Here is a 24,996-nt window from a genome sequence, read left to right as displayed (position 1 = left end):
GCCAAATGTTCGGCGCTGGCTGCTTTTGCCACCACGATTGCTTTGACATGCTCGCAGACTGCGGCCTCGATATCGCGGACCGCCAACGACAGGGGCCGATTGATACGAACAAGGATGTCTCGTGTGCCGGTACAAAGGCCGGCGGCCACTCCTTGAACCGCAGATCGTGCTTCCGCCTTCTTTCCAGCCAGCACAGCGTCTTCAAGATCGAGAATGATAGCGTCGGCGTGAGAAGTGCATGCTTTTTGCGTGAAGCGTACGTTGTTTGCTGGAACGAAAAGAAGTGAGCGCCAGCAAATGTCTTGCCTTTCATTCATGTCCATTGGCTTTCTTAGGCCCTCGTCGTGCGTTTAAGTTCTGCCCAATTGTTCAATTGCATCCCATAATCGTCAAATATCTTTTGCCGCTGCCAACCATCTTGTGTCCAGATGAAATGCATTTTCCAAAGAGCGATCTAGAAGCGAGATGGCGAGGGACAACAAACGGTATTTGACCGGCCGCACTGAAGTAGCGAAATTCGTTGAAGGGCGTGCTGCCCTTTCCCTCGTAGGGAAGAAGGACCGTACATCATTTCGGAAGGCGTGCGCCCAGCACTGCAAAAAACAGCCGGAGTACATATGTCCGATAGAATGAACTACAAACTCTTCATAAATGGAACGTGGCGCTCAGGCAGTGATTGCACCCATCTCGCCCTTATCAATCCTGCCACTGAACAGGAGTTCGGGCGCGTGGCTGTTGCCTCCGCGGCGGATCTCGATGATGCACTAGCGTCTGCTCAACGCAGCCTCCTGGGCTGGTCGAATACACCCGCGAGTGAACGTGGTGCAGTTCTCGTTCGGGCAGCACGAATTCTGGAAGGAAAGATCGACGCAGCTGCGGCGGAACTTTCCAGGGAACAGGGAAAGACCCTGACCGAAGCGAAGGGCGAGTACGCACGTGCGGTGGAAACGCTCGAATGGAATGGCACGCACGCGGATGAATTGTCGGCCCCCTTTCCGATGGGAGGAAAAAGGATGATCGTACCGGAAGCGATCGGGTTGGTGGCCGCGTTCACGCCGTGGAATTATCCAGCCGTCCTAAATGCCCGGAAGCTTGCTGCACCTCTTGCGGCCGGCTGCTCGGTAATCCTAAAGGGAGCGGAGGAAACACCAAGCGCCGGCGTATTCATTGTTGAGGCACTGCATGAGGCCGGGATTCCGGTAGGTGTTGTGAGCCTGGTGTTTGGCAATCCGCCAATGATCTCTCAGCACTTGCTAGGTTCTCCTGTCGTCCGAGCACTGACTTTCACTGGCTCCACGCCCGTTGGCAAGCAGCTCGCGAAGATTGCAGCAAGCAACCTGCAGCGCTGTGTTCTGGAGCTTGGCGGGCACTCTCCCGTCGTTGTGTTTGAAGACACCGACCTGTCGAAAGCTGTTACGGCGATTTCCGAGTACAAGTTTGAATGCGCCGGGCAGAGCTGCAATGCGCCGAGTCGCATTCTGGTCGCGCGACCAATCTACGAGGCCTTTCTGGCAAAGCTCGTTGAGGCAGCGGGCAAGATCAAGATCGGCGAGCCCGACGATCCGGCGACCGAGATGGGACCGATGGCGAATGCGAGACGCATCGAGGCCATGGAGCGCTTGACTAAAGATGCCGTCGATCGCGGAGCGAAGGTCCAAACTGGTGGCAAGCGTCTTGATCGACCAGGCTTTTATTGGGCGCCGACCATCCTCAGCAACGTGCATCCCGAGTCGAAAATCCTTCGCGAGGAACCTTTCGGACCGATCCTCACGGTTGCTCCCTTCGGGACAATTGAAGAGGCAATCCAGCAGGCAAACGCGACCGAGTACGGACTTGCATCCTATTTCTTTAGCGACTCTGCGGATGTGCAGAAGCGAATGATCAGCGGCCTTTCTGCGGGAGCGGTCAGCGTAAACTACCTGAAGGGTGTATCTGCGGATGCACCAAATGCGGGCATCAATCAGAGCGGTTATGGCTACGAAGGCGGTGTTGAAGGATTGAGAACCTTTCAGAACCTGAAGCTCGTCAACGCATGCAGTCCTGTGACGATCAGGTAGGGGGACCGATCACATCGCTTGTCGAGACCAAAGGAGTTTTCGCTGTGGACAAGATGAGAACCCTATCACCAACCGCGATACTGGGGTATGGCTTCCCAGTGGCGTCATTCCAAGAAGGCCTCCGACGGAACCCCCACGTTATCGCGGTGGATGCCGTTTCGAGCGATCCGGGTCCATACGATCTTGGAGCCGGGGTTTCATTCACTGATCGAAGTGCAGTGAAGCGCGACCTACGGGCAGGAATTGCCCGCAGAGTCCCCATCATCATAGGCTCAGCCGGCGGGGCGGTAGCCAGGGCTTATCTGCGTTTGGCGACGATCGATTCCGAGATCGACAAACGAACCGTTGAGGTTGCCCTACACGAAGGTAGAATTTCCTCTCCGGTCTTCATTGCCCAGACCGACAGCATTATCGATGCGGTACGGGATCAGGTTGCCGACAACTTTACTCATTTAAGCCCTCAGGATTACAAACTGATAATCCGCGTATATGGGCGCGATGGTGTCCTTGGCCCGGTCGAGCCGATCCACGATGCGGCGCCCCATGAGGTCTGCATCGTCATTGAGGCGGTCGCAGGTACGGCAGCCCTCGCAAAATCGATCTGCGGATTTGCTCGTTCCACGGTGCTTCATCTCGGTTATCCCGATAGAATTTCGACAGCGGGCAACCTAGCGTTCCCTTACTCCCCTTCAGACTTCGATGCCGGCGAGGTGTTCGAATTCAGCATATATCACCTGATGCAGATCGAGTCCGTCCATCTTCTTTCCACGGTCATCGAGAACATCGACGAAGCCAAGAGAACAGCGAAGCGAGTGTCCGGCTGATCGATATCGCCAATGCCATCAGGAGCAAAAACTCTGGTCCCTTTGAGATGACTCTCGACATTTTCTTCAAAACACAGCGGGCTGATCAAGAGCTTAAGGCTTCGAACGCTCTGAGTGCCCGTGTGATTTCTCGGCTTTACGCTATCGGGACGGGAGCCCCGATCAAAGTTACATCTTTCGATCCGGCGTGTGCGATAAAGATTATCTTTCCGCGACGCGTCGCTTCCGGAAGCTTGGGAGACACTGACATCTACGGAGCGCAACAGCATGCCCCGTTGTTAACTCTGAAAATTGAAACGGTGTCCAATGTTGAATAGAAAGCAAACGGTTGTCACGGGTGAGGATATCACGCGAAGCGTCGCCGACGCGCTTCAGTACATCTCATACTACCACCCGGCCGACTACATTCTCTACCTTTCGGCTGCCTATGAGCGCGAGGAGAGCGCGGCAGCGAAAAATGCCATGGCGCAGATCCTCGTGAACTCGCGGATGGCAGCCTTTGGTCGGCGGCCGATCTGTCAGGACACGGGTCTCGTCGTGGTCTTTGCGAAGATCGGGATGTCTGTCCGGATCGGCAGCGCCCATAGCTTGACCGATCTGGTCAACGAGGGCGTTCGCCAAGCCTATCTCGATCCGGACAATCCCTTGCGGCCATCGGTTGTTTTGGACCCGCTGTCAACGCGAATAAACACAAGGGACAATACCCCGGCTATCGTCCATGTCGACCTCGTCCCCGGACACAAGATCACATTCATCATTGCCGCTAAGGGCGGTGGGTCAGAGAACAAGGCGCGCTTTACTACATTGAACCCCAGCACCTCTGTCTCCGACTGGGTCGTCGATACAATGTCAACGCTCGGTAGCGGTTGGTGTCCGCCAGGTCTGATCGGCGTCGGAGTCGGTGGCAGCGCCGAAAAGGCGATGCTGATGGCCAAGGAAGTCCTGAACGAGCCAATTGACATGTTCGAGCTACTTGCCCGTGGGCCCTCGAGCCCGGAAGAGGAGCTCCGCATTGAACTCTATCAGCGCATCAACGCATTGGGGATCGGTGCACAAGGATTGGGAGGACTCACGACGATTGTGGACGTGAAGGTCTCAACGTTTCCTACTCACGCCGCATCAAAGCCAGTTGCGCTGATACCGCAATGCGCTGCTAACCGCCATGTGACATTCACGCTGGATGGCAGCGGCCCGGCTGTGCTGACGCCGCCCGACATGAAAGACTGGCCAGAAATTGACTACGGCAGCACGTTGTCGGCGACGGCCCGCCGGGTCAATCTCGATACATTGACGAAAGAGGAAACCGCGACTTGGCGCGCAGGCGAGACGTTGCTGCTGTCAGGAAAGATGCTGACGGGGCGAGATGCAGCGCACAAACGGATTATCGATCTTGTCGATGCAGGCAAGCCGCTCCCCGTCGCTATGAAAGGTCGCGTGATCTATTACGTTGGGCCTGTTCAACCTGTGCAGGACGAGATCGTAGGCCCAGCCGGACCGACGACATCCGCGCGAATGGATGCTTTCACCGAAAAGGTCCTGGGAGCGACAGGGCTCTACGCCATGGTTGGAAAAGCCGAACGCGAACCTGTCGCGATCGACGCGATTGTGAAACATCGTACGCCGTACATGATCGCAGTTGGCGGGGCCGCATATCTGATTTCAAAGTCGATCAAGAGCGCTCGCGTTCTTGCTTTTGAGGACTTGGGCATGGAGGCGATCTATGAGTTCGAGGTCCAGGACATGCCGGTGACAATGGCCGTCGACGTCGAAGGCCATTCTATCCACAAAAGCGGTCCAGCCGAATGGCGTCAGCGGATTGCCGGCTTCTAGGGCTCTGGTCGCGTGTGCAGACGCGATGATACAGCCAGGGAACTGATGCAGATGCTTCAGCTCCATTTCGGAACCCGCCGCGCCGGCCCATTGTTCCGCAGCCGTGAGCGGGAAAAGGGCCTGTTGCCCTATACTTACAGCCGCAGAGGGTCAGCCCAGATCGTCCGGGATGTGGCAAGGAAGGCTGGCAACACCAAGCGCATCGGCCCGCATCTGTTCCGTCGCACCATGACGACGAAGCTTTTGGCGCTTGTCGCCGCGGTCGTTTCGGCATACTGGGCGAGTTGTGGTGATGTTCTCATGCGGAAAAACCGCTGAACATCGGTGATGTTCATACCAGCACTGTGCCGAAAATTCGATCAGGTGACCGCGCCGCCGGCGCTGGCGCTGCTGACCGGCGTTCAAGGCTGCAAGGGTGGTGCCGCCGCTCTTCTAGCGGCCGACCTACTTTTGCGCAGCCACCACGATGGCGTCCTCACATCTGCTGGTGCATGCGGACGAGATGCTCGCCCTCCCGCAGGCGCCGGTTCACAGCCTTGCGGTTGAAGGAGACGCCCAGCACGGAGGCGCCGATCTCGATCCTGCGGAGCGCCACGCGCAATTCCATCGAACGATCGGGATCGTCGATCGGCAAAACAAGACGGAGGCCGACAGCGCCGCGCGCGCCGACCTTCCCACCGAAGTTGCCGGGAAGCTGAAGGCCCTGGAGCGTGGAACCGCGAACTCACGCAGCCAATGCAACTGCGCAAAGCCTCAGCGTATCTTTCCCCAGGCGGAGCTCGAACGCCGGTTCAAGCCATGATCGCCTCCATTGCCGACCGAGGGGCAGGGGTCGGGAGGGTTTGACGTCCAAAGGAGCCGCACAGTGTCTCTGCCCACCTCATTCAGTTCTGGCTAGCTCAGTTTGATGGCTGCGAACTGGGTGAGGAAGAGGCCCGAGGCTAGGGTCATTTCGGAATACAAAACGCGAATGTCAACTCCACGAGGTGCCGTCAGCCAGAACGATCGCGCGGCTGATGACGACGGCCCGTGATCATCTGAGCAAAGCCGACGCGGTCATGATCGCCGCCATCGGGGCGGCGTTAGCCGTGGAAATTCAATTTTTGACGAACAGCTTCCGAGGAACGTTCGAAAGGCATTCGTTCCCGTTCGGAGTGATCAGGACGGTTTCAGTAATTTCGATGCCCCAATCCTCAAACCAGAGGGCTGTCATAAAGTGGAACGTCATGCCAGGCTCCAGCACAGTTTTGTCACCGGGCCGCAGGCTCATGGTATGTTCGCCCCAGTCCGGCGGATACGACAGTCCGATCGGGTATCCCGTCCGGTTGCTCTTGGTCAAGCCGTATCTTTGAAGGACATCGAAGAATGCCTTCGCCCAATCCTCGCATGTTGCGCCTGGCTTCGCAAATTGAAGACCTGCCTCCATTCCCTCGAGGGTCGCCTTCTCAGCGTCAAACCACTTTTGCGGAGGCTTGCCGAGGAACACCGTGCGTGCTGTCGGCACGTGATAGCGCTTATAAACACCTGCGATCTCGAAAAAAGTGCCCTCATTGTTGCGTAACGGCTGGTCGTCCCACGTTAGGTGACACGCCGAGGCGTCAGCCCCCGACGGGAGCATCGGTACAGCTGACGGATAATCGCCTCCGAACTCGGGTGTTCCTCGGATCGAAGCATCATAGATTTCAGCGACAAGGTCGCATTTGCGCATCCCGGGTTCCATCTTTTCCACGATCCGCTCGTGCATGAGCGTGACAATTTTGCCCGCGCGGCGCATAAATTCGATTTCCTGGGGGCTTTTGACCGCTCGTTGCCAGTTCACGAGCACTCCCGCATCTAAAAACTTCACATTGGGCAGGCCCGCTTTTAAAACCTCATATGCGGCGGCAGAGAACCAATAATTGTCCAATTCCACCCCGATTACGCCCTTGTCGAGCTTGCGGCTGCTAAACAGCTTGCAAAGCACCTCCATCGGATGACAGTCGGTCGCATGCACGAAGCGGTCGGCATAGGAAACGACGTTATCGGCTGAGAAATAAACAGTCCGGTTAGCGCCGTTCTCATCGACGATCCGGCCCCACCAAATGGGATCACCTTCCGGAGGTATGATGACGGCCTGATGGACATAAAAGGACCAGCCGTCGTAGCCTGTCAACCAAGCCATATTCGCGGGTTCACTGACGATGAGCGTGTCGATGCCGCGCTTCTGCATTTCGGCTCGGGTCCTACCAAGCCGCGTCCGATATTCGTCTAGACTGAAATTGAGCTTTGTGGCGGGCACTTTAAGTGACTCCCGTATTGGACCCCGACTGACGTCAAAATGGATGGGGTTGACGGATGGTACCGTTGAGAAAACGAGGGCTCTCGTCAAACGCAATTTCAATATATGGGCCATCTCGAAGCCAGATCATCGCACGACGTGCCTGATAACCTACCGCGCTTCCTAGTGCATAAATTTGGTTCGAGATGGCATTGATCTCGAGTCCCGTGTTGATCGGGTTAGCGAACCGCGGCTGGTTGAGGCGGCGGAACCCAAGATGGCGGCCCACTATCGAACGGGGCCGCCCGCCAGGTCCGCCAGGGAGCACAGGCGGTGTTTGACTAGATGCCGGCCATAAGCATGAACTTCGGTTCCGTGTACTCTTCGATGCCGTGGCGGGATCCTTCGCGACCGATGCCTGACTCCTTGATTCCGCCGAAGGGAGCGAGCTCGGTCGAGAGGCGCCCGCTGTTGATTGCGACCATACCGTACTCGAGGGCCTCTGCGACGCGCCAGATGCGGCCGATATCGCGTGCATAGAAGTAGGCGGCGAGGCCGAACTCGGTGTCGTTCGCGCATGGCGATCACGTCTTCCTCGCCGCTGAATCGGAACAGCGGGGCAAGCGGTCCGAACGTCTCTTCTCCGGCGACCTTCATCGACTGGGTAACGTCGGAAAGCACCGTCGGCTTGTAAAAGGTGCCCCCTAGCTCATGACGAGTACCCCTGTAAGTATGCGCGCACCCTCCGCCAATGCGTCGGCAATATGCTGCTCCACCTTCGCAACCGCGGCCGCGTTTATCAATGGTCCCTGCCCAATGCCTTCGGCCATGCCATCGCCGACCTTGAGCCGCGCAACTGCGGTCGCAAGCTTTTCGGCAAACGCATCGTAGATGGATCTTGGACATAGATGCGGTTCGCGCAAACACAGGTCTGGCCCATGTTGCGGAATTTCGATGCCATGGCCCCAGCAACAGCCGCGTCGATGTTGGCGTCATCGAAGACGATGAAGGGAGCGTTGCCACCCAACTCGAGCGCGAGCTTCTTAACGGTTGTCGCGCACTGGGCCATCAGGAGCTTCCCGACCGCCCTGGAACCGGTGAAACTCAGCACGCGGACATCCGAGCTGTCGCAGAGTGCCTTTCTGATCGCGTGAGCGTTTCCCGTGACGACATTGAGGACGCCAAGCGGCAGACCCGCCTTCTGACCGAGGGCAGCAATGGCGAATGCCGTGAGCGGTGTTTCCAGTGGAGGTTTGACGATGGCCGTGCAGCCAGCCGCCAGGGCCGGGCCAACTTTGCAGGTTATCATCGCCGCCGGGAAAGTTCCAGGGCGTGATTGCGGCAACGACGCCCGCTGGTAGACGGATCACCACAATGCGGCCGCCCTGGATGTGGCTTGGTATTGTCTCGCCATTGATCCGCTTTGCTTCTTCGGCGCAGAACTCCAAAAAAGGAGGCCGCGTAGAGGATCTCGGCCTTGGCTTCAGATAACGGCTTGCCCTGTTCGCTGGTTAGTATCCGAGCCAACTCGTCGGCATATTCCATCACGAGATCGTGCCATCGTCGCAAAGTCGTCGATCGCTCCTTGGCAAGGAGCCCTGCCCAGTCGGGAACGCGCGCTGGCCGCTGCTATGGCCTGGCAGTCTCTGCCTCGCCGAAATCGGGAACCCTCGCAATTTCTTCGTTGATGGAGGGATTGAGCACCGGCAATTCAGGCTCACTCACCCATTCGCCATCCACGAGGCATTGCGCCGGCCAGCGCTCTCGCATTTCGGACTCTTGGTTGTCTTGGTCCGTTCAGCGATTTCGCCAGCAGCACGCTTCGCCAGTTCGATGTCAGGCATAGTCATGTGATTCCAACCTTAGTCTGGGTGATGGTCACTGGGCGCTCATACGGGAACGAACGAACTCCCTTCCGTTCACGTCGATGATCGCTCCATTGATGAAGTAAGTCCTCGCGCGTGAGGAAATCGACCACACGTGCGATGTCGGCTGGACGACCCAGCCGCCCAATTGGAATGCTCTCAAGGGCGGTAAGGTTCGCGGGCGCGTCGAGAGCTATGTCGGACGTGGCAGGGCGACCGTTCGGGCCCTTCAGTGAATATTCGGTGTTAGACAAAAGGCCCGAAATTGCCCCTAGCTCCGAATGGACCCTCATGAAGAAGTCTCGAACGGACGCATGATCCCGAAGGTCGGCGCGGCCGGCCAGCAGGCGGCAGCCCGACGGTATTTCCTCGCAACCGCCTGCTCAGCGGCTCGCTTGGAGTCCGCGTTCTGGCAAAAAAAGGCCACGTCCCAACCGGCGACGCGCAGTTGGCGAACACAGGCCAAACCAATTCCGACGACTTAGACTAAGACAACGGCAACTTTCGTGAAAGGTGCCGTCGTCACACCAGTTCCGATGGTTCGAGGGTCGGGGGGCCAAGGGTGCCCGTGAAAAGCGAGATCGGCGGGTGCGCATCAGGATCGCTGATGACTTCGATGAGCACCGGCGTCTTCGAGGAGAGAGCGCGGTCGAGGGCAGGCCCAATGTCGCCCGGATTTTTGACTGTGACGGCTTCACAGCCGCAGGCCTTGGCGAGAGCAGCATGGTCGACGGGGGCGAAATGACAGGCTGTTGTATACCCGCCGAATTTCACCATCTCGGCATCTTTTTGGTAGCCGAGCACGCCATTGTTGAGGACGATGACCGTGAGGTTGATCTCGGACCGCACGAGCGTTTCAAGTTCCGCCCAGCTATGGGCGAACCCGCCGTCTCCGACGAGTACGACAACAGGGCTGTCGGGCCTTGCAAGCTTGGCGCCCATGCCGAGCGGCAAGCCCCATCCTAGTCCTGCCAGGCCGCGCGGGGTGATGAACCGCTGGCCCGGGCGAAGTGCGCGGAGCTGGCCGACGATCCACATTGAAGAGTAACTCGCGTCGGCCACGACAATGGTTTCCGGCGTCATACGCGATTGCAGGTCGCGCATGATGCGTTCCGGCCTCAACGGCGTCTGATTGCTTCCGCTGAAGATGCTGCGATCCTGCTCAAATTGCTCCCAGGCTTCGGCGATGCGACGTTCAAACGACACCTTCTTGGCCGAGCGATTGGAGAGATCCTCCGATCGAAGTGCTGCAGTAAGGGCTTGAATTGTAGTGGCGATGTCTCCGACGAGGCGGACAGACTCGTAGTTTCTGCCGATCTCACAAGGATCGATGTCGAGGTGTACGACCGTCGACGTAGAAGGGATCGAACGCCAACTATCGGTTCCGTTCTGGTTGGTCCTAGTGCCGACGAGAAAAACGAGATCTGCTTCGTCCATGATGGCGCGCGTGCGGTAGCCGAGAGACCTGGGGCCATTCAGAGCCCCTAGTACGCCGCAAGTGAGGGGCGCGCGCTCATCGACAGCGCCCTTGCCCATATTTGTTGTGAAGACGGGTAGATGGGCCATGGTTTGCAGCGCCGCGAGCGCTTTGCTCGCCGCCGGCGAAACCGCACCGCCTCCGGCCAGCACCACCGGCGACTCGGCTGAAGCGAGCAACTTGGCCACCGCCGCGAGCGCCTCGTCGCTCGGGCGGATGGGATCAAGGGGCCACATGCCGTATTTCCCTGTCCGACCGCGTACGCCGGCCGGAACATTCTCGCGGAGCAGGTCGGCCGGAAGGATGAGCACGGCTGGACCAGGTCGGCCACTTGTGGCCGCGATAAACGCGGAGTCGATATTGTCCTCGATCCGGTCAGCCGTTATCACCCGTCGCGCCCATTTGGAGCAGGCCGAGAAAAGGGCGATGTGGTCCAGGTCTTGGAAGGCATTTCGGTCGAGCTGGTGGCGCTCGACCTCCTGCACTAATGCCACCACCGGAATGCTCGCCTTGAACGCTTCGGAGAGCGGAGGGACGAGCAACGCTGCGGCCGGTCCATTTTGGGCGCACACGACGCCGACTCTGCCAGATATGCGAGAGTAACCATCAGCCATGGCCCCGCCCATGTTTTCCTGGCGGTAGGCGATCTGCCGGATTCGGATCTTTTCGCATGCCAGAACCACAGCCGAGGGTAGACTCTGGGCAAAAATCATCTCGACGCTGTTGCGTTGCAGTGCTGCTGCAATCCGTTCGGCTACAGTTTCCACGGACATTACTCCGGTTTCTCCATATTGTTGATGTCTGCTGCGTGTTCTTGGAGGAAGAGATGGAACAGGTCGGATATCGTGTCGACCTCAGTCTCTCCCATCGGTGTTGACAGGCACGCGGCAGCCCCATTCGGGATAATGACACCGTGCCGGGAAAAGAAGCGGGAGAGCGTCCTTAGGACGGCGTTTTGGGCTGGATTGGTTACCGTGTCCCTGAACTCACGCGGTTTCCGCCGCATCGGATGAATTCGAAACAGGGAGCCGGCTCCGGTTACTGAAAACGGAGCGTCGTGTCGGGCAATGATCTCGGTGACGTTGGCGCGCAGCCGGTCGCCCAGTCCGTCGAGGCGAGCGAACGCTGCTTTGTCCAAAGCGCGCATTGCCGCGATGCCCGCTACAATCGATAGTGGATTGGCCGAGAACGTTCCACCCTGTGGCAGGAGAGGTCGGCCGAACATGGCGCTGAAGACCTGCATGACCTCCTCGCGTCCGCCGATCGCGCCGATGGGCAATCCACCGCCGATTATCTTGCCCATAGTGATCAGGTCGGGCTTCAGCCCGTATCGCGCCGACGCGCCATGGTAGCCTTGGCGCAGGTTCAGCACTTCGTCAGCGATGATGAGCACGCCGTGGTGCCGGCAGAGCCGATGCAGCGCCTCCAGGAAGCCCGGGTTCGGCACTATCAGGCCAGCGCGGCTCGGCATCGGATCGATTACGACCGCCGCGATCCGATGCGCATGGGCATGGAGCTTCTTCTCGAGCAGCTCAGTGTCATTGAAGCGCAGCACAAGCGTCTCTTGGAGAACGCTTTCCGGCATACCCTTGTACAAGGGCACCGAGACCGGCTGGCCGGCAGGTCCCCAGTTCTCCGGGCTTGCCGACTGGCTGACTTCAACCCAGTCATAGGCGCCGTGGTAGGCTCCCTCGAACTTGGCGATTCCTGCCTTGCCGGTGAAAACTCGTGCCGCCTTGACAGCGAACATTACGGCTTCAGTGCCGCTGTTTACAAATCGAACGCGATCGACATTCGGAATCCGCTCGCAAAGGATACTCGCCAACTCGATTTCCATCTTCGTCGGATTAGCAAAGCAACTGCCGCTCGCCAGCTGCCGATTGACGGCCTCGATGACAGGTTTGAACGCATGTCCATGGATGAGAGTCGTGAAATTCCCGTTCAAATCAAGATAATGGTTTGCGTCGACATCGAAGAGATAAGCGCCCTCGCCTCGCTCCATGTACTTCGGAATTGGATCGCGTTCGATCGTTACCCGGCTCGTACCGTCTGGGAATACCGACAACGCGCGTGCGAACGCCTCCTCCGAGTGGGTCAAGGCCGGCGTTTCGTGCCGAATTTCTGCATTTGATTGGGTAGTCATTGATATTCCCCTCGCACCTCGAGCCACATCTGCAAGGCCGCCGGTGCGAGCGCTGCCGCCGCGCTTTCCGCCGCTTGCTCGATCACTCCCACGGAGATTGTTTCCACGTTTCATGAATGGCATCCACGAGGGCGGCGGCTAGATCTTGAACATCGTTCTTGCTCATCGGTGTCGAGAGCGCGCCGGAGCAATTCGGCGTCATCAGAAAACCGCGTTCCAGCATTGCGAGGTGTACCTTGGCCAGCGCAGTTTTCTGCAAGGCGCTCGGGTACGAGGTCCGGTAGTTTCGGATAACTTCAGTCGTCAGGTGGAGCCGAAAGAGGGAGCTCATGCCTGTAACTTGCGCGGGGAGTTCGCGCCTTCTGAGTTGCTCAGTGATTTCGCTACGAAGCATATCGCCCATCCCGTTAAGACGGGCCACGGCATCCATAGTGTATGATTGCAGCGCCGCCAGCCCAGCTGTCATGCTGAGCGGGTTGGCGCTGAACGTGCCGCCATGGGAGACGGCTGGCTTGCCTTTGGTGTGATCGAAGACCGCCATGTGTGATGCAGGCCCTGCGACGGCCCCAACAGGCAAGCCTCCGCCGATGATCTTTCCTAAAGCGACCAGATCTGGCTCAAGGCCGAAGGTGGCATGGGCGCCATGATAACCGATGCGGTATGAAACGACCTCGTCGAGCACAAGCAGAATGTCGTAGCGGTTACAGCAATCCTGGATGACCTCCCGCACATCCGGGTCCATCGGAACCATACCGACGCGAGAGGCGAGCGGATCAACGAGGATTGCGGCGAGACGCTCATGGTGTGCGCGGATGAGCTCTCTGCACAACTCGGGCTCGTTGTAGGGGAGGACCAGAACCTCCGCGGCGGTGGAGACGGGAGTTCCCTTGGCGTAGAGCACACTTTTGGGCGATGAACCGCCCCAGTTCATTGGAGTAGAATCAAGGCTGACTTCCACATGGTCGTAGGCACCGTGATATGCGCCCTCAAACTTCGCGATCATCGGGCGCCCTGTAATCGCGCGCGAGGCCTTGACGGCGTACATGACGGCCTCGGTGCCGGAGCTCGTAAAGCGGATCTGCTCAAGCGTCGGCGAGCGCGCGCTGATCGCTTCCGCAAGGCTGGTTTCACTTGTGGTCGGAAGCCCGAATGCGGTGCCGTCGTCCAGGACCTTGTGGAGTGCCTCAATTACAGGCGGAAAGGCATGGCCGTGAACGAGCGAGAAGAAGTTGTTTGCGCAGTCGAAGACCTTCGTGCCGTCCGCGTCGGTGATCCAGCAGCCGGCTGCTGATACAGCATAAGGCGGTTGGGGAGCGAAGAAAGGGGCAGCACGCATGCTTCCGCCTGGCGTGATCCTTAGTGCTCGTTGAAACTCGTCGCGGGACTTCGGCCCAACGACCTCTCCCCGGTTATGGCCTAAGCTTGAAATGGGCTGCACGTCCGAACTCCTTGACCACCTTTGTTGAGATGGCGAATGGATCATATGAACCGATGTATGTCAATCAGGATCAATTGCTTCATTTCCATACACGCATTTTCCCCCTGCTAAGTTTCCCGAGGGTACGTTCGGGAAAACTCTGCTGCCCGGGAAACTAGCCTAAAGGGCCAAGTAGCGCGACTTTTTCGAGTTGCGCGGCCGGGCTTAAGGCGTGGGGCAGCGTGCCCGCAAAAGCTCTTCCCTTCGCGCTTCGGTGGCCAAAAGATCGACTGCAACCGAATTGGAGCTGAGGACGACGCCGTAGACGTCCCTGGCCACCTCAGGGCTCACGATCTCGTCTACAACGTCGCGCTGAACGGCGAGGGGATCGCGTCTGAGCGGATCTCCGAAGCCGCCACCACCTGGAGAGCTAACGTCCACCCTTGCGGATCCTAATTGGATGATTCCGTATTGTGGAAGAACAACCCCTTCGCCGCCGTCCAACAACGTTACTGCGATTGTGCCTTTCACCCCTGGCTCGCCACCTGCAATGCCATAGCCGGTTGGTTTTCGGCTACCTTCGCTGCGGAATGAGTATTCGGCGGACTGATTGGTCGAGGCGGAATATTCAAGACCGGTTCCGCCGCGAAACTCGCCTGCTCCCCCGCTGTCCTTACGCATCTCGTAGCGGTCTATCCTTACGGGATAGATCTGCTCGTAGGTCTCGACATTGGGCAGGTTCATCCCGCCGAGGGTGCAGAGCTGTCCGGCGGCAGGGAAGCCATCGCGCCCCCGGACGGCTCCTGCCCCGGAAGACCCGTTCCAGTGATACATCACGTACGCTCTACCGTCGTCTTTGCGTCCCGACGAAATGCAATAGCAAGTCTTTCCCCAGCCGGCATAGCCTTCCAAAGGCATGGCGGTCGCAAGGGCGCGCCAGACGGCGTGGACAATCTCGCTCGTCGGATGCACGGTGTTCATCGTCATCGGCGCCGGCGGAAGGGCGTTTACGACAGTGCCGGGCGGTGCGTCGATCTTCATTTGCCGCATGGCGCCCTGGTTCTGCGGTACGCGTCCGTTGAAGAACGACATCACCGCGAGGAAGACCGCCGAACTCGTATTGGCAAGCGAGCTGTTCTTGAAGCCACGGATTTGCGGCGCGCTGCCAGAGAAATCGAAATGCAGATGCTCGTTCTTTGCCGTAACGGTGACGCGAACGGGCACTTCCACCGACTCAAAGCAGTCATTGTCGGAAACATCCTCGCCGTAATAGACCCCCTCGGGAATTGTACGGATCATCTCCTTCATCAGTGTCTGTGCATGATCAAGGATCGCGCTGAACACTCCCTCAGTCTCAGAGAGGCCATACTCGCGAGCGAGCGCGACAACCCTGTCGCGCCCGGTGCGCGTCGAACCAACCATCGCGGCAAGATCACCGTCAAGAAGATCCGAGGTACGGCTGTTGAGCAGAAGGAGGCGCCAAAGGTCTTCGCGCACACGGCCGCGCTCGAAGAGGCGGAGAACCGGAAGCCGGATGCCTTCATGAAAAATCTCTGTCGCGGCGGCATTGTAGGTTCCCGCCGCACCCCCACCGATGTCGGATTGATGTGCCCTGTTGCTCGCAAACCCAAGAAACCTGCCCTCAACGATGATCGGGCGGATGATCGTCCAGTCCGGCAGATGGTTTCCTCCCGCCTCGTATGGATCGCTCAGGATGAACACGTCGCCGTCGTGAAGATCACTGCCATAGTCGCGAAGTACTGCGCGAATGGCAAAATCGCCTCCCCCTGTATGAATCGGAAGACCGTCGGCGACGGAGAGCGCATCGCCTCGGGCATTGCTCAGAAAGCAGGAGAAGTCGTGGCTCTCGCTGAAAATAGGACTCTGCGCAGTCCGCGTCATCGCCCATCCCATATAGCGAGAGATATGATCCAAGCGCTTCTGCACCAGCGTCATCATGATGGGGTCGACGGCCATGGTCATCACTCCGAGAAAGAAAGTTGAATAGAATAGTTCCCACCCTCATCGACCAGCAGCACGTCCGCCGCTCCGAGCAGAATGGTCGTCGTCAGTTCCTCAATGACGGCGGGTCCTATTATCCTTGACCCGGGATGTAGCTTTGAGGGAGAGAACACAGGCGCATCGACGAAGCCCGTGCGAGCGTCGATCCAAACACTGCGAGTGCTGCTTGCCTGCGGGGTTTCAGCGCTTGCTTCGGCGGCTTCCAGTACCACTGCAGGAAACCGACCCTTGCCGACAAGATGAAAGGCGACGATCTGTACCTCGTTGCGTTCCTGCATATAACCGTAGATGCTGGAGAATTCTTCCTCAAAGCGATGACGCAGCTTCTGCGTGCTGTCCGTACGGCAGAAGAACGGCACGCGCACTGTCCATTGCTGCCCCCGGTATCGCAACTCCAAAAAACAATCGAGGACGATTGCCTCGCTGGAGAAGCTTTCAAGCAGTCGGGTGCGCTGTTCGTCCTCACGCTCGGCAACCTGCTCGGAAATCCGCGCAAGCGTCTCATCCGAAAGCTTGACCATGCAGGATTGAATGACGTCGTGACGAATATTGGAATTGCACATTCCAAACGCGCAGAAGACGCCGGCAAGCTGGGGCACGAACACAGAGGGGCATCCCAGAAGCCGAGCGACTGCCACACCGTGGAGCGCTCCGGCGCCTCCGCAAGCAACGAGCGTGAGGGCTTGAGGGTTGACGCCGCGCTCGCTAGACATCCGCTCCATTGCGTGCAGCATGTTCTGTTCGGCGAGGCGGATGATGCCGATCGCTGCACCTTCCACCGTCAGACCCAGCGGTTGCGCCACGTGCTCCGCTATCGCTTCCTGCGCGAGTTCCGAGCGGATGTTGACCGATCCGTCCGCGTAGGCGCCAGGCCGCAGCCGTCCCAACACCACGTGGGCGTCGGTGACCGTGGCCCTCGTTCCCCCAAGCCCGTAGCAGGCCGGGCCCGGGCGCGAACCGGCCCCCTGCGGTCCGACTTGGAGCATGCCGCCAGCATCGACATAGGCGATCGTGCCGCCGCCGGTGCCGACCGTATTGATTTCCACGCTCGCCGTGATCGCCGGATACCCGGCAATGTCAAGCCGGGTGGTCTCCCCAACCTTTCCCCGGTCATAAAGCATGACATCGCAACTCGTGCCGCCAATCTCCATAGTGATGAGACCGCCAAGACCATCTTTCCCAGAGAAATAATCAAGCGCGCCGACACCAGCGGCCGGTCCCGAGAGGAGCAAGGAAACCGGGCGCTTTTCTATATCGCCAATGAAGGCGGCGCCTCCGTTGCTTTGAACGAGAAGAAGCCTATTCGACAACCCGAGTTCACTAAGGCGTTCGTCAAGCTGTCGGAGATAGGGCACCACCCTTGGGCCAATATAGGCGTTGACGACAGCCGTCGAGGAACGTTCGTACTCGCCCATGACCGCCGCGAGCTTCGCCGATCCGCAAACAAAGCAATCCGGCATTGCCTCGCGAAGGTAACGAACGCAAATTTCTTCGTTGGCATCATTAAGGTAGCTGTTGATGAAGCAGACGGCCACCGCCTGAACCCCGGCCGCCTCGAACCGTGCGATGGCGTCATCGAGATCTGCCCGATCGACTTCAGCTTCGATGCGTCCGTCCTTCAGCACACGTTCGGTTATCGGCCTGCGTAGCCAGCGTGGCACCAGCACATCGGGCCAGGGCGTCCGATAGTCCCATACATTCTCGCGAAAGCCGCGGCGGATCTCGATTGCATCGCGGAAGCCGCGGGTAACGAGCATGCCCGTCCTGGCACCCTTTCCTTCGAGAAGCGTGTTGGTGGCGACGGTGGTGCCATGGACGAAATGGGTGCATGCCGACAGGAATTCCTGGATCGTAAGACCCTGGCTCTCCGCCAGCGCGGAGACCCCGGCTAGCACACCCGCGGAAGGGTCGTCGGGGGTAGATGCGGTCTTATAAACGCGGATGCCGGAACGGGAGCCGATGGCAACGATATCGGTGAAGGTGCCACCGACATCAATTCCAACTCGCCAAGTTTCTTTCGCCACTTCCTTTTCTCCTATACATTTTCGTTCGAGAGATGGTGACATGCGAGCTCCGCTAGTCTCCGCCAAATCTGAGTGTTTCTGCCGAGATCCTGCTTTATTGTAAGATTCATCAAATAAGTCCGCCGGCGAAGGAGGGCCCATATCAGGAACCACAGAAAACAAACCGATTGATATGATCATCATCTCATCGACAATCGTGGCGACCGCTCAAGCGCGGCATATCCCTGCTCTCCCAATACGCCACTTGAACTGCTCCGCCGCGGCCCCGTCGGCCAGAAAGGGACCGGCAGCAGCATGCATACCAGCCCCGGCAATCTCCGCTTCACGATGTTTCCTCCCACGGAGTTTTGCCAAACTCGTCCGCCGCAGCTTTTCCTGCGTCCGCCCAACTTCCGCGCTTGAGGCGCTCCATCTTGCCGTTTCAAACACGCTCCCAGACTGCGGCAGGATCATTTGGATCATACAGTTCAACATCCGTCAATATGGATCAATTGCTTCCCTATGAGAATCGTGGCAGCGTATGATCACCAATGCGGATCGTATTCATGAATCCCAAACCGTCCGACATAGACGCGAAGTTGCGGCAACTCATGCCGCAGGCTCGTGGGCCTGCGGCTGCTGCGATCCAGTTCCTTATTGCGCACCGCGACGAGATACCCTTTCGCTCCATGCGCGAGCTTGCTAAGCGCGCCCGGGTGCCTTCTGTAACGCTGGTGCGGTTGGCGCAGAACCTTGGCTTCAAGGGTTTCGATGAATTCCGCGAGGTCCATATTGCTGAATTGATCAACGGTCAGGGCAGCAACAGCGGCCGCGCTGCGGAGCTCGTATCCCTTGGCCAGAAGGAAGGTCCACTTGGGTTTGCTGCACAGTTCGCCGAGCGTGAAATTGAGGCGCAAAGAGCAGCGGTTACTGCGCTGAGCGAGAAGCAGCTTGAAGCAGCGGTACAGGCATTGGTCGAAGCCTCACGGGTCTATGTGATCGGCCGCCGCCCCTTCTTTGCCCCCGCCTATTCGCTTTCTTATTCATTGCGGAAGGCCAAACCAAACACGCACCTGCTCGACACCGGTGGGGGATCAGGATTGGAACTCGAAGACCTCACGCAAGATGACGTGGTCATCGGGTTTACTTCCTATCCCTATAGCCGGGTCACCTTTGACGTGGCGAAAAGTGCGAGGGCCCAAAGCGCAACGGTTATTGCCGTCACCGACAGTGAGAACGCGCCAATTGCACGGTTTTCGGATCATCTTTTCCTCATGACGGCGCGAAGCTACGCCTTTCCGGACTCCGTCGCCGGCGCCTATGTCATCGCGAACATTCTTGTCGCACTCACAGTCTCAAGACTGGGCGCAGACGCATTAGCGCGCATCCAGCGCAACGAGCTGGAAATCCGCGAAACGGGAGAATATCTGGCCGAACCCGCGCGGCGCTCAAAGGCCGTCACGTGAGAATCAAGGCGCTCGACATGGATTTCTGTTTCTTGAGCCGAAATAAGGATCCCTCCCTGACGAGTTGGATCAGTAGGATGGAGCACACCCGCCGCGCATGCAATGGGCGATTTCCCGCATCGGCCCAGGTTAAGACTCCGATCGAGTGATCAAGCTGTTTCCGCGTCGATAGGACGTCATGTTACGGCGGGCCACAAGCAAACGCGGCCGGAGGAGGCCCTCGCTTTCCTGGCGGTACTTATCAATGGTGGAGCGCGAGGAGATCGAACTTCTCAGGGTGCGGGAACCATTCCATTCAGGAGATTGGGCGGCGGCTACGTCGGTCCGCCTCAACTAGCTCCCGTGAGCTGTGGCGCAACGCAGCCACGCGCAGCGGCGGGTTGGAGTATCGGTCGACGACCGCCCAGAGGCATGGGGACCGATCGGCCCGTCGGCCCAAACCGATCAAGCTTGCGCTCAACACAACCTTGCGCACTTATGTGGAGGAGAGACTTGCCGGCGTCGTCGTGGCCCCGAGCGGCGCTCCCGTTCCTGGTCTCGCCGTTCCTTTGGAAGGGCCGCCGGCATGGCCCGCGAAAGAATCGGCGATGGGCCAGGGCTTGGAAGCAGATTGCCCGGCGCTTGCCGATCGACTTCCCGGACGACAAGACGACGCGCATCAGCCACGAAGCCATCTATCAGGTCCAAGGTCGGGGAGTGCTGCGCCGCGAACTGGCGGCCTACCTGCGAACAGGACGCGTGTTACGAGTGCCCACGGCGCGCGTCCGCAGCGCGGTAAGGGCTTTGTTTCGCCGGAGACCATGATCAGCCAGCGTCCGGCCGAAGCGGCTGATCGAGCGGTGTCGCGACATTGGGGGGGGAGACCTCATGCTCGGTCTTGGCAATTCGGCGATCGGCACGCTGGTCGAGCGCACATCCATTTGCGCAGCACATTCTCGTGCAGGTCGAGATCCCGAGCCGCCTGTGCCAGCGCAACACCCCGTTCCTTCGCCAGCCTGACTGCCTCAAGCTTGAACTCGCGGCTAAACTTTCTTCTCTCCATGGGAAAACTCCGATTCCATCTTCAACACCTTAACTCGGTGTCCATGGAACCGGCAGCAGGCCAAGGTCGACCGGACTTGACGCTGAAGACCTGCATGACCTCCTCGCGTCCGCCGATCGCGCCGATGGGCAATCCACCGCCGATTATCTTGCCCATAGTGATCAGGTCGGGCTTCAGCCCGTATCGCGCCGACGCGCCATGGTAGCCTTGGCGCAGGTTCAGCACTTCGTCAGCGATGATGAGCACGCCGTGATGCCGGCAGAGCCGATGCAGCGCCTCCAGGAAGCCCGGGTTCGGCGCTATCAGGCCAGCCCGGCTCGGCATCAGATCAATCACGACCGCCGCGATCCGATGCGCATGGGCCAGGAGCTTCTTCTCAAGCACCTCAGTGTCACTGAAGCACAGCACAAGCGTCTCTTGGAAACGTACCGAGGCCGGATCGTCGGCAAATACCGACAACGCGCGTGCGAACGCTGCCTCCGATGCTCGAGGCCATCGTGGCGCATTTCTGCATTGGATTGCGTGGTCGTACACATGACCTCAGACCTTATGGCCGAACTGGAAGGAGGCCATGCGAGTACTGCGATGGCGCAATCGCACCCTTCTCCTCCACTACTCCCAGGGATTTTGTGCCGTCTGCGTCGGTGATCCAGCAGTCCGCTGCTGATACAGCATAAGGCGGCTGGGGAGCGAAAAAAGGTGCAGCACGCATGCTTCCGCCTGGCGTGATCCTCAGCGCTCGTTGAAACTCGTCGCGAGACTTCGGCCCAACGACCTCTCCCCGGTTATGGCCTGAGCTTGAAATGGGCTGCACGTCCGAACTCCTTGACCACTTTTGTTGAGACGGCGACTGGCTACGAACTTTTGACTCCTTTTTGGACGGCGTCGTTGTCGTATACTTTGAGGAAGCGGGAGATGTTCAATGGAATAACTACGCTTTTTTCATGCAGCTTGTCCTCGTGATGATCTGCGTCGTGGGGGTGGGCGGCGCGCTTCTGATGGATGGATACACCCATCAACACGGATTGAGATGCTATCTACTTTGGTAGGTTGCAAGGAGCTGAATGGGCGGACCGGTTCTCCGTGTTCCCCAATTCAGCTCCTTGCAACATGCAATCCTGATGCTGATTCGTTTGATGAGGATTCCCAGAAGTTTTCGCGCCCAGTCGACGCAGTCATGCGCCTGATGAAGCAGTAGGCATCGGCCTTGTTTCGTGGAGCAGAAGTTGACAGTGGGCGCTTGAGATCATGACCGCATTACGGGACACAAGGGCATCCTCGAGCGCCGAGGGAGGCCGCCCGGATTGTCGACGGAGTCCGTAAGAAACGAGCATCAGGAGATCGTATGGGCTACCTCGATGAAGTCTTTTCGATGCCGGCAAAGAAGGCACTTGTGACGGGCGGCTCGACCGCCATCAGGGCGGCGCAGACGTCATGATCGACTCCCGCAAAGGCGCCGAGTTGCGAATGCGAAGACCTCAACACGCTGGACGCACCGGGCAAAGCGGAAGGTTTGGGGGACATCAGTTCCGAAGAAGGCATCGGCGAATTGGTCGATGAAATGAAAATGCGGACGGACAGGCTGGACATCCTCTTCAACGACGCCGGTGAGCGACTTGACACCTTTCCCTGTAATGCGTGGGCACGCGCGCTGAAGGTTAACATCACCGGGCTTCCATCTGACACGCGGGCTTCTGTCGCTGCTTGAAAACGCGGTAAGCGACGACGACGGCGAGGATCATCAATTTCGCTCGGTTGATGGGGACCCAATCGAGCGCCGAAGGCGCCTACTCCTACACCGCCTCGAATGCTGCTGTTCATCACCTGACGCGCCATGATCTCGTCATGGGTTCGAGGCTGACGCCACGATCGCCGACAAGGGCTATGACGCCGACCACCTGCACGAAAAGATCGCTGAACGGGAGCCGAAATCGTCATCCCGTCGAAGCGCAACCCCAAGATCCAGCATCCCTACGACACTCACCTCTACAAAGAGCGCAATATCATCGATCGCTTCTTCAACAAGCTCAAGCGGTTCCGCCGTGTCGCAACCCGCTACGACTAACTGCTGGCCACGCCCTAGGCTTCAGACAACAGCCTGCGCTGGTTTTCTGGTTTCAACACGATGGTCAAACGGTCGCCAGCGGCGTAACCGGCGAGCCCACAGCGCCAGGAAGGCAGAGCGGTGCCGCAGTCAGGAGGAAATATCGTCGTTGTCGTTGCCGCATCCACTTGGCGAGCTCCGTAAGATACCAGAGCTCCCCCAGTGCAATCCCGACCTTGAAAAGGCAGAATTCGTGGAGTGGTAATGAGGCATGTTTTTCACCATCGGCCGCCCGTGCGGGAATTGCCTCTATCCCGAAATTGTCCGAGATGAGCGCGGAAAGCCCGGTTCCGTCAATCCACTTGAGCAGGCGTTGATCGCGTCCATCCAATTCGGGGCAGTTGGCAGGTTGTACGTCAGAGCGGTCGAGCGTGCCAGCAGATGAAATGATAAGGTCACCAAAACCTGAGTAAAAGCACACTAGGTCTCCCGGCTCGACTTCAATAGCATCCGCCTCGATTATTCGCATGATATCGTCATAACTAACGACGCGTCGGTTGCGGCCGAGATGGTGACATAGATCAATTATTACGCCGCGCCCCTGCAGGCCAGCTCGCGCCATTGTCTCTACACCGAGACGAGATGTCCGCGCGCTGCCCGTCGCAGGATCTGGCGCAATCACATCAATGCCGGCGCGCCAACCGTTATAGTAGACTGGCTCAGCGACTCCATCAGCATCGGCATCGAAACTCTGCCCCACATGGGCAAAAGTATCCCAATGCGAAGAGTATTGCGTCGCCAATGTTACGTAATCGTCACTGACGATATCGGTCGCCCCGACCTTTTCCTTAGCCAGCGAATAGTTGTAGTTGAGGGCACCCTCTTGGTCGCGTGGTAGAGCGAACAATCGGGGCGGAAGTCTCAGAGGATGCACGACATTGCCTCCCGGCAAATTCAGTGGAAGGCTAAGGCAGAATGTCAGTCCTTCCTCAACATAGCCGGCCGCGCGCTTACGGGCGTCTGGCGTAAGAAAATTGAGCCGGCCCAGTTCGTCATCGTCACCAAAATCGCCCCAGTTCGACCCGTCGGGTCTTCGTTTCCAGCGGCTAGGCATAGCAGGCTCCAGATTTTTAATGGATCGTAAGGTTTTCGCATGAGAGAGTGCAGCAATCGGCGCGAGCGGTGGAGCCGGCAGTTCGCCGGCAGCTGCTTTGCAGGCAGGCGCCATTCCAGGGAGGATGTCATCAAAGGCGCAGTGAGTGCTTGTTCAAGATTAGGGCATCCAATGCCCCCATGGACAGCCATGAGACCGGCCGCGCGGTGCGCATCGAAATACGTTCTCCTCTCGTTGATCACTTAAAGGGGTGTTCCGAAAGAGTCCGGTCGGGCGGTCACCATCCGAGGGAGCAATCCGCTGTTGCATATTATTCACCACTCTGATCTGCCTAAAATACGCCCCGACCGCTCCATATGATTCAGCACGACAGCGCAGTTTGGCGATATCGGGCCGAACTCTGGGTCCAGTACAGGTCTTGCGGACTGCTCGTTAGCCCCTTGGTTCATACCAACTAAACCATTGGCCACGTCGGTTGGGCAGCTACCAAATCTGATAGGGTTCGAGCGCTAAGAGGCCGTTTTGAAAATCGGCTTGGCTGGGGTTTCGTCTGGGGCTGGGTTATGATTCAAGCTGTGGATGTGGACAAAGCAGAGTCGTGGCCGGATGGCCCAGATCGCCAAGAAGACCAAGCGCTACCCGTCTGATTTGACGGATGAGGAGTGGGAGCAGTTCGCGCCGCTGATGCCCAAGCCTGGGCCGTGTGACTTTCGACAACCACACTTTGGCACATTGCAATGCCGGGAGCGGAGGCCGTCCACCACATCAGGTCAGGATTCCTTGATGAAGCAGGCACCTGGTAGGTCGATTGAGAAGCTCTCCCCGGCGGCTGGGCACTTGGCGTGATGCGGGAAGTCGGATTGGATGCCGGACTTGAATTGCTCGATTGATTGGAATCCGGAACAAGAGCGGCCGTGCCAGCGGGTCTGTGGAAGCAAGTCTAACGCTGCGGCGTCTGCTCATCATTGTAAAGGCCTACCATTCGGCTCGTGAAATGCTGGTGCGCAAGCCGCGCTGGCCAACAAAACCGCGCCATCGCCTGGGCGCTGATGATGAAGGTGGAATCTACCGAGCGCGAGAACAGCGTACGAAAATCCAGCGACAGGGGTTTCGACATGTCTGCCGGCCTCAATTCCCGGCAGTTGATCAAAATTTCTGATTTGGGAAGCGCCAACGATTCAGTCATCTCGGTGCGTCGTCCCACGTTATCGCTGAGAGCGTTGACATCAGCAATAAGCCGTGCGCCATGGAGCCGCCAAAGGACGGCTCCTTCGGAACCCACTCTGGGTCGACGTGCATGAACTGTGATCATCATCGCGTCCATTGGGCGGTCATCTTCTATGTGACGGCGCGCCACGGTGACGCCAGTTTCCTTGCCCGCGCTGGCCCTCAATTCGTCAAACGTCACTGACTCCAAACAAAAGCTCCTGGCGCG

At 58.5% G+C, this 24,996-nt stretch carries 17 protein-coding genes and 4 pseudogenes; 9 read left to right on the top strand and 12 right to left on the bottom strand.

The genetic code is table 11. The features are described 5' to 3' along the window. Positions 1 to 323 (bottom strand): aldolase/citrate lyase family protein (locus NKH59_RS11595; RefSeq protein WP_353021932.1); only part of this gene is annotated, 323 nt, incomplete at its 3' end. Positions 324 to 617: 294 nt separating this feature from the next. On the opposite strand from NKH59_RS11595, the gene NKH59_RS11590 reads away from it, so the two are divergent. The 6 genes from NKH59_RS11590 to NKH59_RS33530 all read left to right on the top strand — a co-directional run bounded on the left by NKH59_RS11590 (position 618) and on the right by NKH59_RS33530 (position 5,513). Beyond that, positions 618 to 2,057: an aldehyde dehydrogenase family protein gene (locus tag NKH59_RS11590; RefSeq protein ID WP_353021930.1), complete on the top strand. Its 1,440-nt coding sequence runs from the start codon at positions 618 to 620 to the stop codon at positions 2,055 to 2,057. A 53-nt stretch (positions 2,058 to 2,110) separates the two neighbouring features. Next, positions 2,111 to 2,881, top strand: a complete 771-nt coding sequence (locus NKH59_RS11585) for a hypothetical protein (protein WP_353021947.1) — start codon at positions 2,111 to 2,113, stop codon at positions 2,879 to 2,881. A 47-nt stretch (positions 2,882 to 2,928) separates the two neighbouring features. Next, positions 2,929 to 3,198 (top strand): DUF4387 family protein, encoded by a 270-nt coding sequence (locus NKH59_RS11580; protein ID WP_353021928.1) that lies wholly within the window; start codon positions 2,929 to 2,931, stop codon positions 3,196 to 3,198. Beyond that, the gene (locus NKH59_RS11575; protein WP_353021926.1) at positions 3,188 to 4,711 is read left to right on the top strand and encodes a fumarate hydratase; all 1,524 of its coding nucleotides are present in this window, start codon (positions 3,188 to 3,190) and stop codon (positions 4,709 to 4,711) included. Before NKH59_RS11580 ends, NKH59_RS11575 begins: the two co-directional genes overlap by 11 nt. Positions 4,712 to 4,762: 51 nt before the next feature. Then, entirely contained in the window at positions 4,763 to 5,029 is a 267-nt protein-coding gene (locus NKH59_RS11570) for a hypothetical protein (RefSeq protein ID WP_353021923.1), read from the top strand. 148 nt (positions 5,030 to 5,177) lie between these two features. Then, on the top strand, positions 5,178 to 5,513 hold the full coding sequence (locus tag NKH59_RS33530) for a hypothetical protein (RefSeq protein WP_502908695.1): 336 nt from the start codon (positions 5,178 to 5,180) through the stop codon (positions 5,511 to 5,513). Positions 5,514 to 5,807: 294 nt separating this feature from the next. On the opposite strand, the gene doeA is transcribed toward NKH59_RS33530, so the two are convergent. From doeA to NKH59_RS11530, 7 genes and pseudogenes are all read right to left on the bottom strand, one after another. Next, positions 5,808 to 6,989: an ectoine hydrolase DoeA gene (gene doeA / locus NKH59_RS11560; RefSeq protein WP_353021922.1), complete on the bottom strand. Its 1,182-nt coding sequence runs from the start codon at positions 6,987 to 6,989 to the stop codon at positions 5,808 to 5,810. Between the two features lie 320 nt (positions 6,990 to 7,309). Further along, positions 7,310 to 8,738 (bottom strand): annotated as a pseudogene (locus NKH59_RS11555) (NAD-dependent succinate-semialdehyde dehydrogenase). 617 nt (positions 8,739 to 9,355) lie between these two features. Next, the gene (locus NKH59_RS11550) at positions 9,356 to 11,083 is read right to left on the bottom strand and encodes an acetolactate synthase catalytic subunit (RefSeq protein WP_353021920.1); all 1,728 of its coding nucleotides are present in this window, start codon (positions 11,081 to 11,083) and stop codon (positions 9,356 to 9,358) included. Next, on the bottom strand, positions 11,083 to 12,453 hold the full coding sequence (locus NKH59_RS11545) for an aspartate aminotransferase family protein (RefSeq protein WP_353021918.1): 1,371 nt from the start codon (positions 12,451 to 12,453) through the stop codon (positions 11,083 to 11,085). The genes NKH59_RS11550 and NKH59_RS11545 overlap by 1 nt, the downstream gene beginning before the upstream one ends. A gap of 82 nt (positions 12,454 to 12,535) precedes the next feature. Then, entirely contained in the window at positions 12,536 to 13,789 is a 1,254-nt protein-coding gene (locus tag NKH59_RS11540; RefSeq protein ID WP_353021915.1) for an aspartate aminotransferase family protein, read from the bottom strand. 306 nt (positions 13,790 to 14,095) lie between these two features. Then, positions 14,096 to 15,853, bottom strand: coding sequence for a hydantoinase B/oxoprolinase family protein (locus tag NKH59_RS11535; RefSeq protein ID WP_353021913.1), 1,758 nt, complete (start codon positions 15,851 to 15,853; stop codon positions 14,096 to 14,098). Then, a complete protein-coding gene (locus NKH59_RS11530; protein WP_353021911.1) occupies positions 15,853 to 17,916 on the bottom strand; it encodes a hydantoinase/oxoprolinase family protein in 2,064 nt (687 codons plus the stop codon). The genes NKH59_RS11535 and NKH59_RS11530 overlap by 1 nt, the downstream gene beginning before the upstream one ends. A gap of 545 nt (positions 17,917 to 18,461) precedes the next feature. Here NKH59_RS11530 and NKH59_RS11525 point away from each other — a divergent pair. Both NKH59_RS11525 and NKH59_RS11520 read left to right on the top strand, forming a co-directional pair. After that, positions 18,462 to 19,361 carry a MurR/RpiR family transcriptional regulator gene (locus NKH59_RS11525; RefSeq protein ID WP_353021909.1) on the top strand — a complete coding sequence of 300 codons (900 nt, stop codon included), beginning with the start codon at positions 18,462 to 18,464 and terminating at the stop codon, positions 19,359 to 19,361. Positions 19,362 to 19,581: 220 nt separating this feature from the next. Then, positions 19,582 to 20,279: pseudogene (locus NKH59_RS11520) on the top strand (transposase); the annotation flags it as partial. Here the strand turns inward: NKH59_RS11520 and NKH59_RS11515 are convergent. The 3 genes and pseudogenes from NKH59_RS11515 to NKH59_RS11500 all read right to left on the bottom strand — a co-directional run. Then, a pseudogene (locus NKH59_RS11515) lies at positions 20,275 to 20,403 on the bottom strand (transposase); the annotation flags it as partial. The pseudogenes NKH59_RS11520 and NKH59_RS11515 overlap by 5 nt on opposite strands. A gap of 21 nt (positions 20,404 to 20,424) precedes the next feature. Further along, positions 20,425 to 20,862 (bottom strand): aminotransferase class III-fold pyridoxal phosphate-dependent enzyme, encoded by a 438-nt coding sequence (locus NKH59_RS11510; RefSeq protein ID WP_502908694.1) that lies wholly within the window; start codon positions 20,860 to 20,862, stop codon positions 20,425 to 20,427. Positions 20,863 to 22,532: 1,670 nt separating this feature from the next. Beyond that, positions 22,533 to 23,675 carry a cyclase family protein gene (locus NKH59_RS11500; protein ID WP_353021907.1) on the bottom strand — a complete coding sequence of 381 codons (1,143 nt, stop codon included), beginning with the start codon at positions 23,673 to 23,675 and terminating at the stop codon, positions 22,533 to 22,535. Between the two features lie 465 nt (positions 23,676 to 24,140). On the opposite strand from NKH59_RS11500, the pseudogene NKH59_RS11495 reads away from it, so the two are divergent. After that, positions 24,141 to 24,260 (top strand): annotated as a pseudogene (locus NKH59_RS11495) (transposase); the annotation flags it as partial. 241 nt (positions 24,261 to 24,501) lie between these two features. On the opposite strand, the gene NKH59_RS11490 reads toward NKH59_RS11495, so the two are convergent. Further along, positions 24,502 to 24,978 (bottom strand): hypothetical protein, encoded by a 477-nt coding sequence (locus NKH59_RS11490; protein ID WP_353021905.1) that lies wholly within the window; start codon positions 24,976 to 24,978, stop codon positions 24,502 to 24,504. Between the last annotated feature and the right edge of the window lie 18 nt (positions 24,979 to 24,996).

This window comes from Mesorhizobium sp. M0998, assembly GCF_040318885.1.
Lineage (GTDB): Bacteria > Pseudomonadota > Alphaproteobacteria > Rhizobiales > Rhizobiaceae > Mesorhizobium.
The sequence above is the reverse complement of the archived record's forward strand: the minus strand, read 5'-3'. Positions and strand labels throughout refer to the sequence as shown.

Excerpts from the sequence above, each read along its gene's own strand:
- NKH59_RS11585 (WP_353021947.1), top strand. The coding sequence starts at position 2,111 with ATGAGAACCCTATCACCAACCGCGATACTGGGGTATGGCTTCCCAGTG.
- NKH59_RS11590 (WP_353021930.1), top strand. The coding sequence starts at position 618 with ATGTCCGATAGAATGAACTACAAACTCTTCATAAATGGAACGTGGCGC.
- NKH59_RS11545 (WP_353021918.1), bottom strand. The coding sequence starts at position 12,453 with ATGACTACCCAATCAAATGCAGAAATTCGGCACGAAACGCCGGCCTTG.
- NKH59_RS11540 (WP_353021915.1), bottom strand. The coding sequence starts at position 13,789 with ATGCGTGCTGCCCCTTTCTTCGCTCCCCAACCGCCTTATGCTGTATCA.
- NKH59_RS11575 (WP_353021926.1), top strand. The coding sequence starts at position 3,188 with ATGTTGAATAGAAAGCAAACGGTTGTCACGGGTGAGGATATCACGCGA.
- NKH59_RS11535 (WP_353021913.1), bottom strand. The coding sequence starts at position 15,853 with ATGACCATGGCCGTCGACCCCATCATGATGACGCTGGTGCAGAAGCGC.
- NKH59_RS11570 (WP_353021923.1), top strand. The coding sequence starts at position 4,763 with ATGCTTCAGCTCCATTTCGGAACCCGCCGCGCCGGCCCATTGTTCCGC.
- NKH59_RS33530 (WP_502908695.1), top strand. The coding sequence starts at position 5,178 with ATGGCGTCCTCACATCTGCTGGTGCATGCGGACGAGATGCTCGCCCTC.
- NKH59_RS11550 (WP_353021920.1), bottom strand. The coding sequence starts at position 11,083 with ATGTCCGTGGAAACTGTAGCCGAACGGATTGCAGCAGCACTGCAACGC.
- NKH59_RS11525 (WP_353021909.1), top strand. The coding sequence starts at position 18,462 with ATGAATCCCAAACCGTCCGACATAGACGCGAAGTTGCGGCAACTCATG.
- NKH59_RS11500 (WP_353021907.1), bottom strand. The coding sequence starts at position 23,675 with ATGGCGCCTGCCTGCAAAGCAGCTGCCGGCGAACTGCCGGCTCCACCG.
- NKH59_RS11580 (WP_353021928.1), top strand. The coding sequence starts at position 2,929 with ATGACTCTCGACATTTTCTTCAAAACACAGCGGGCTGATCAAGAGCTT.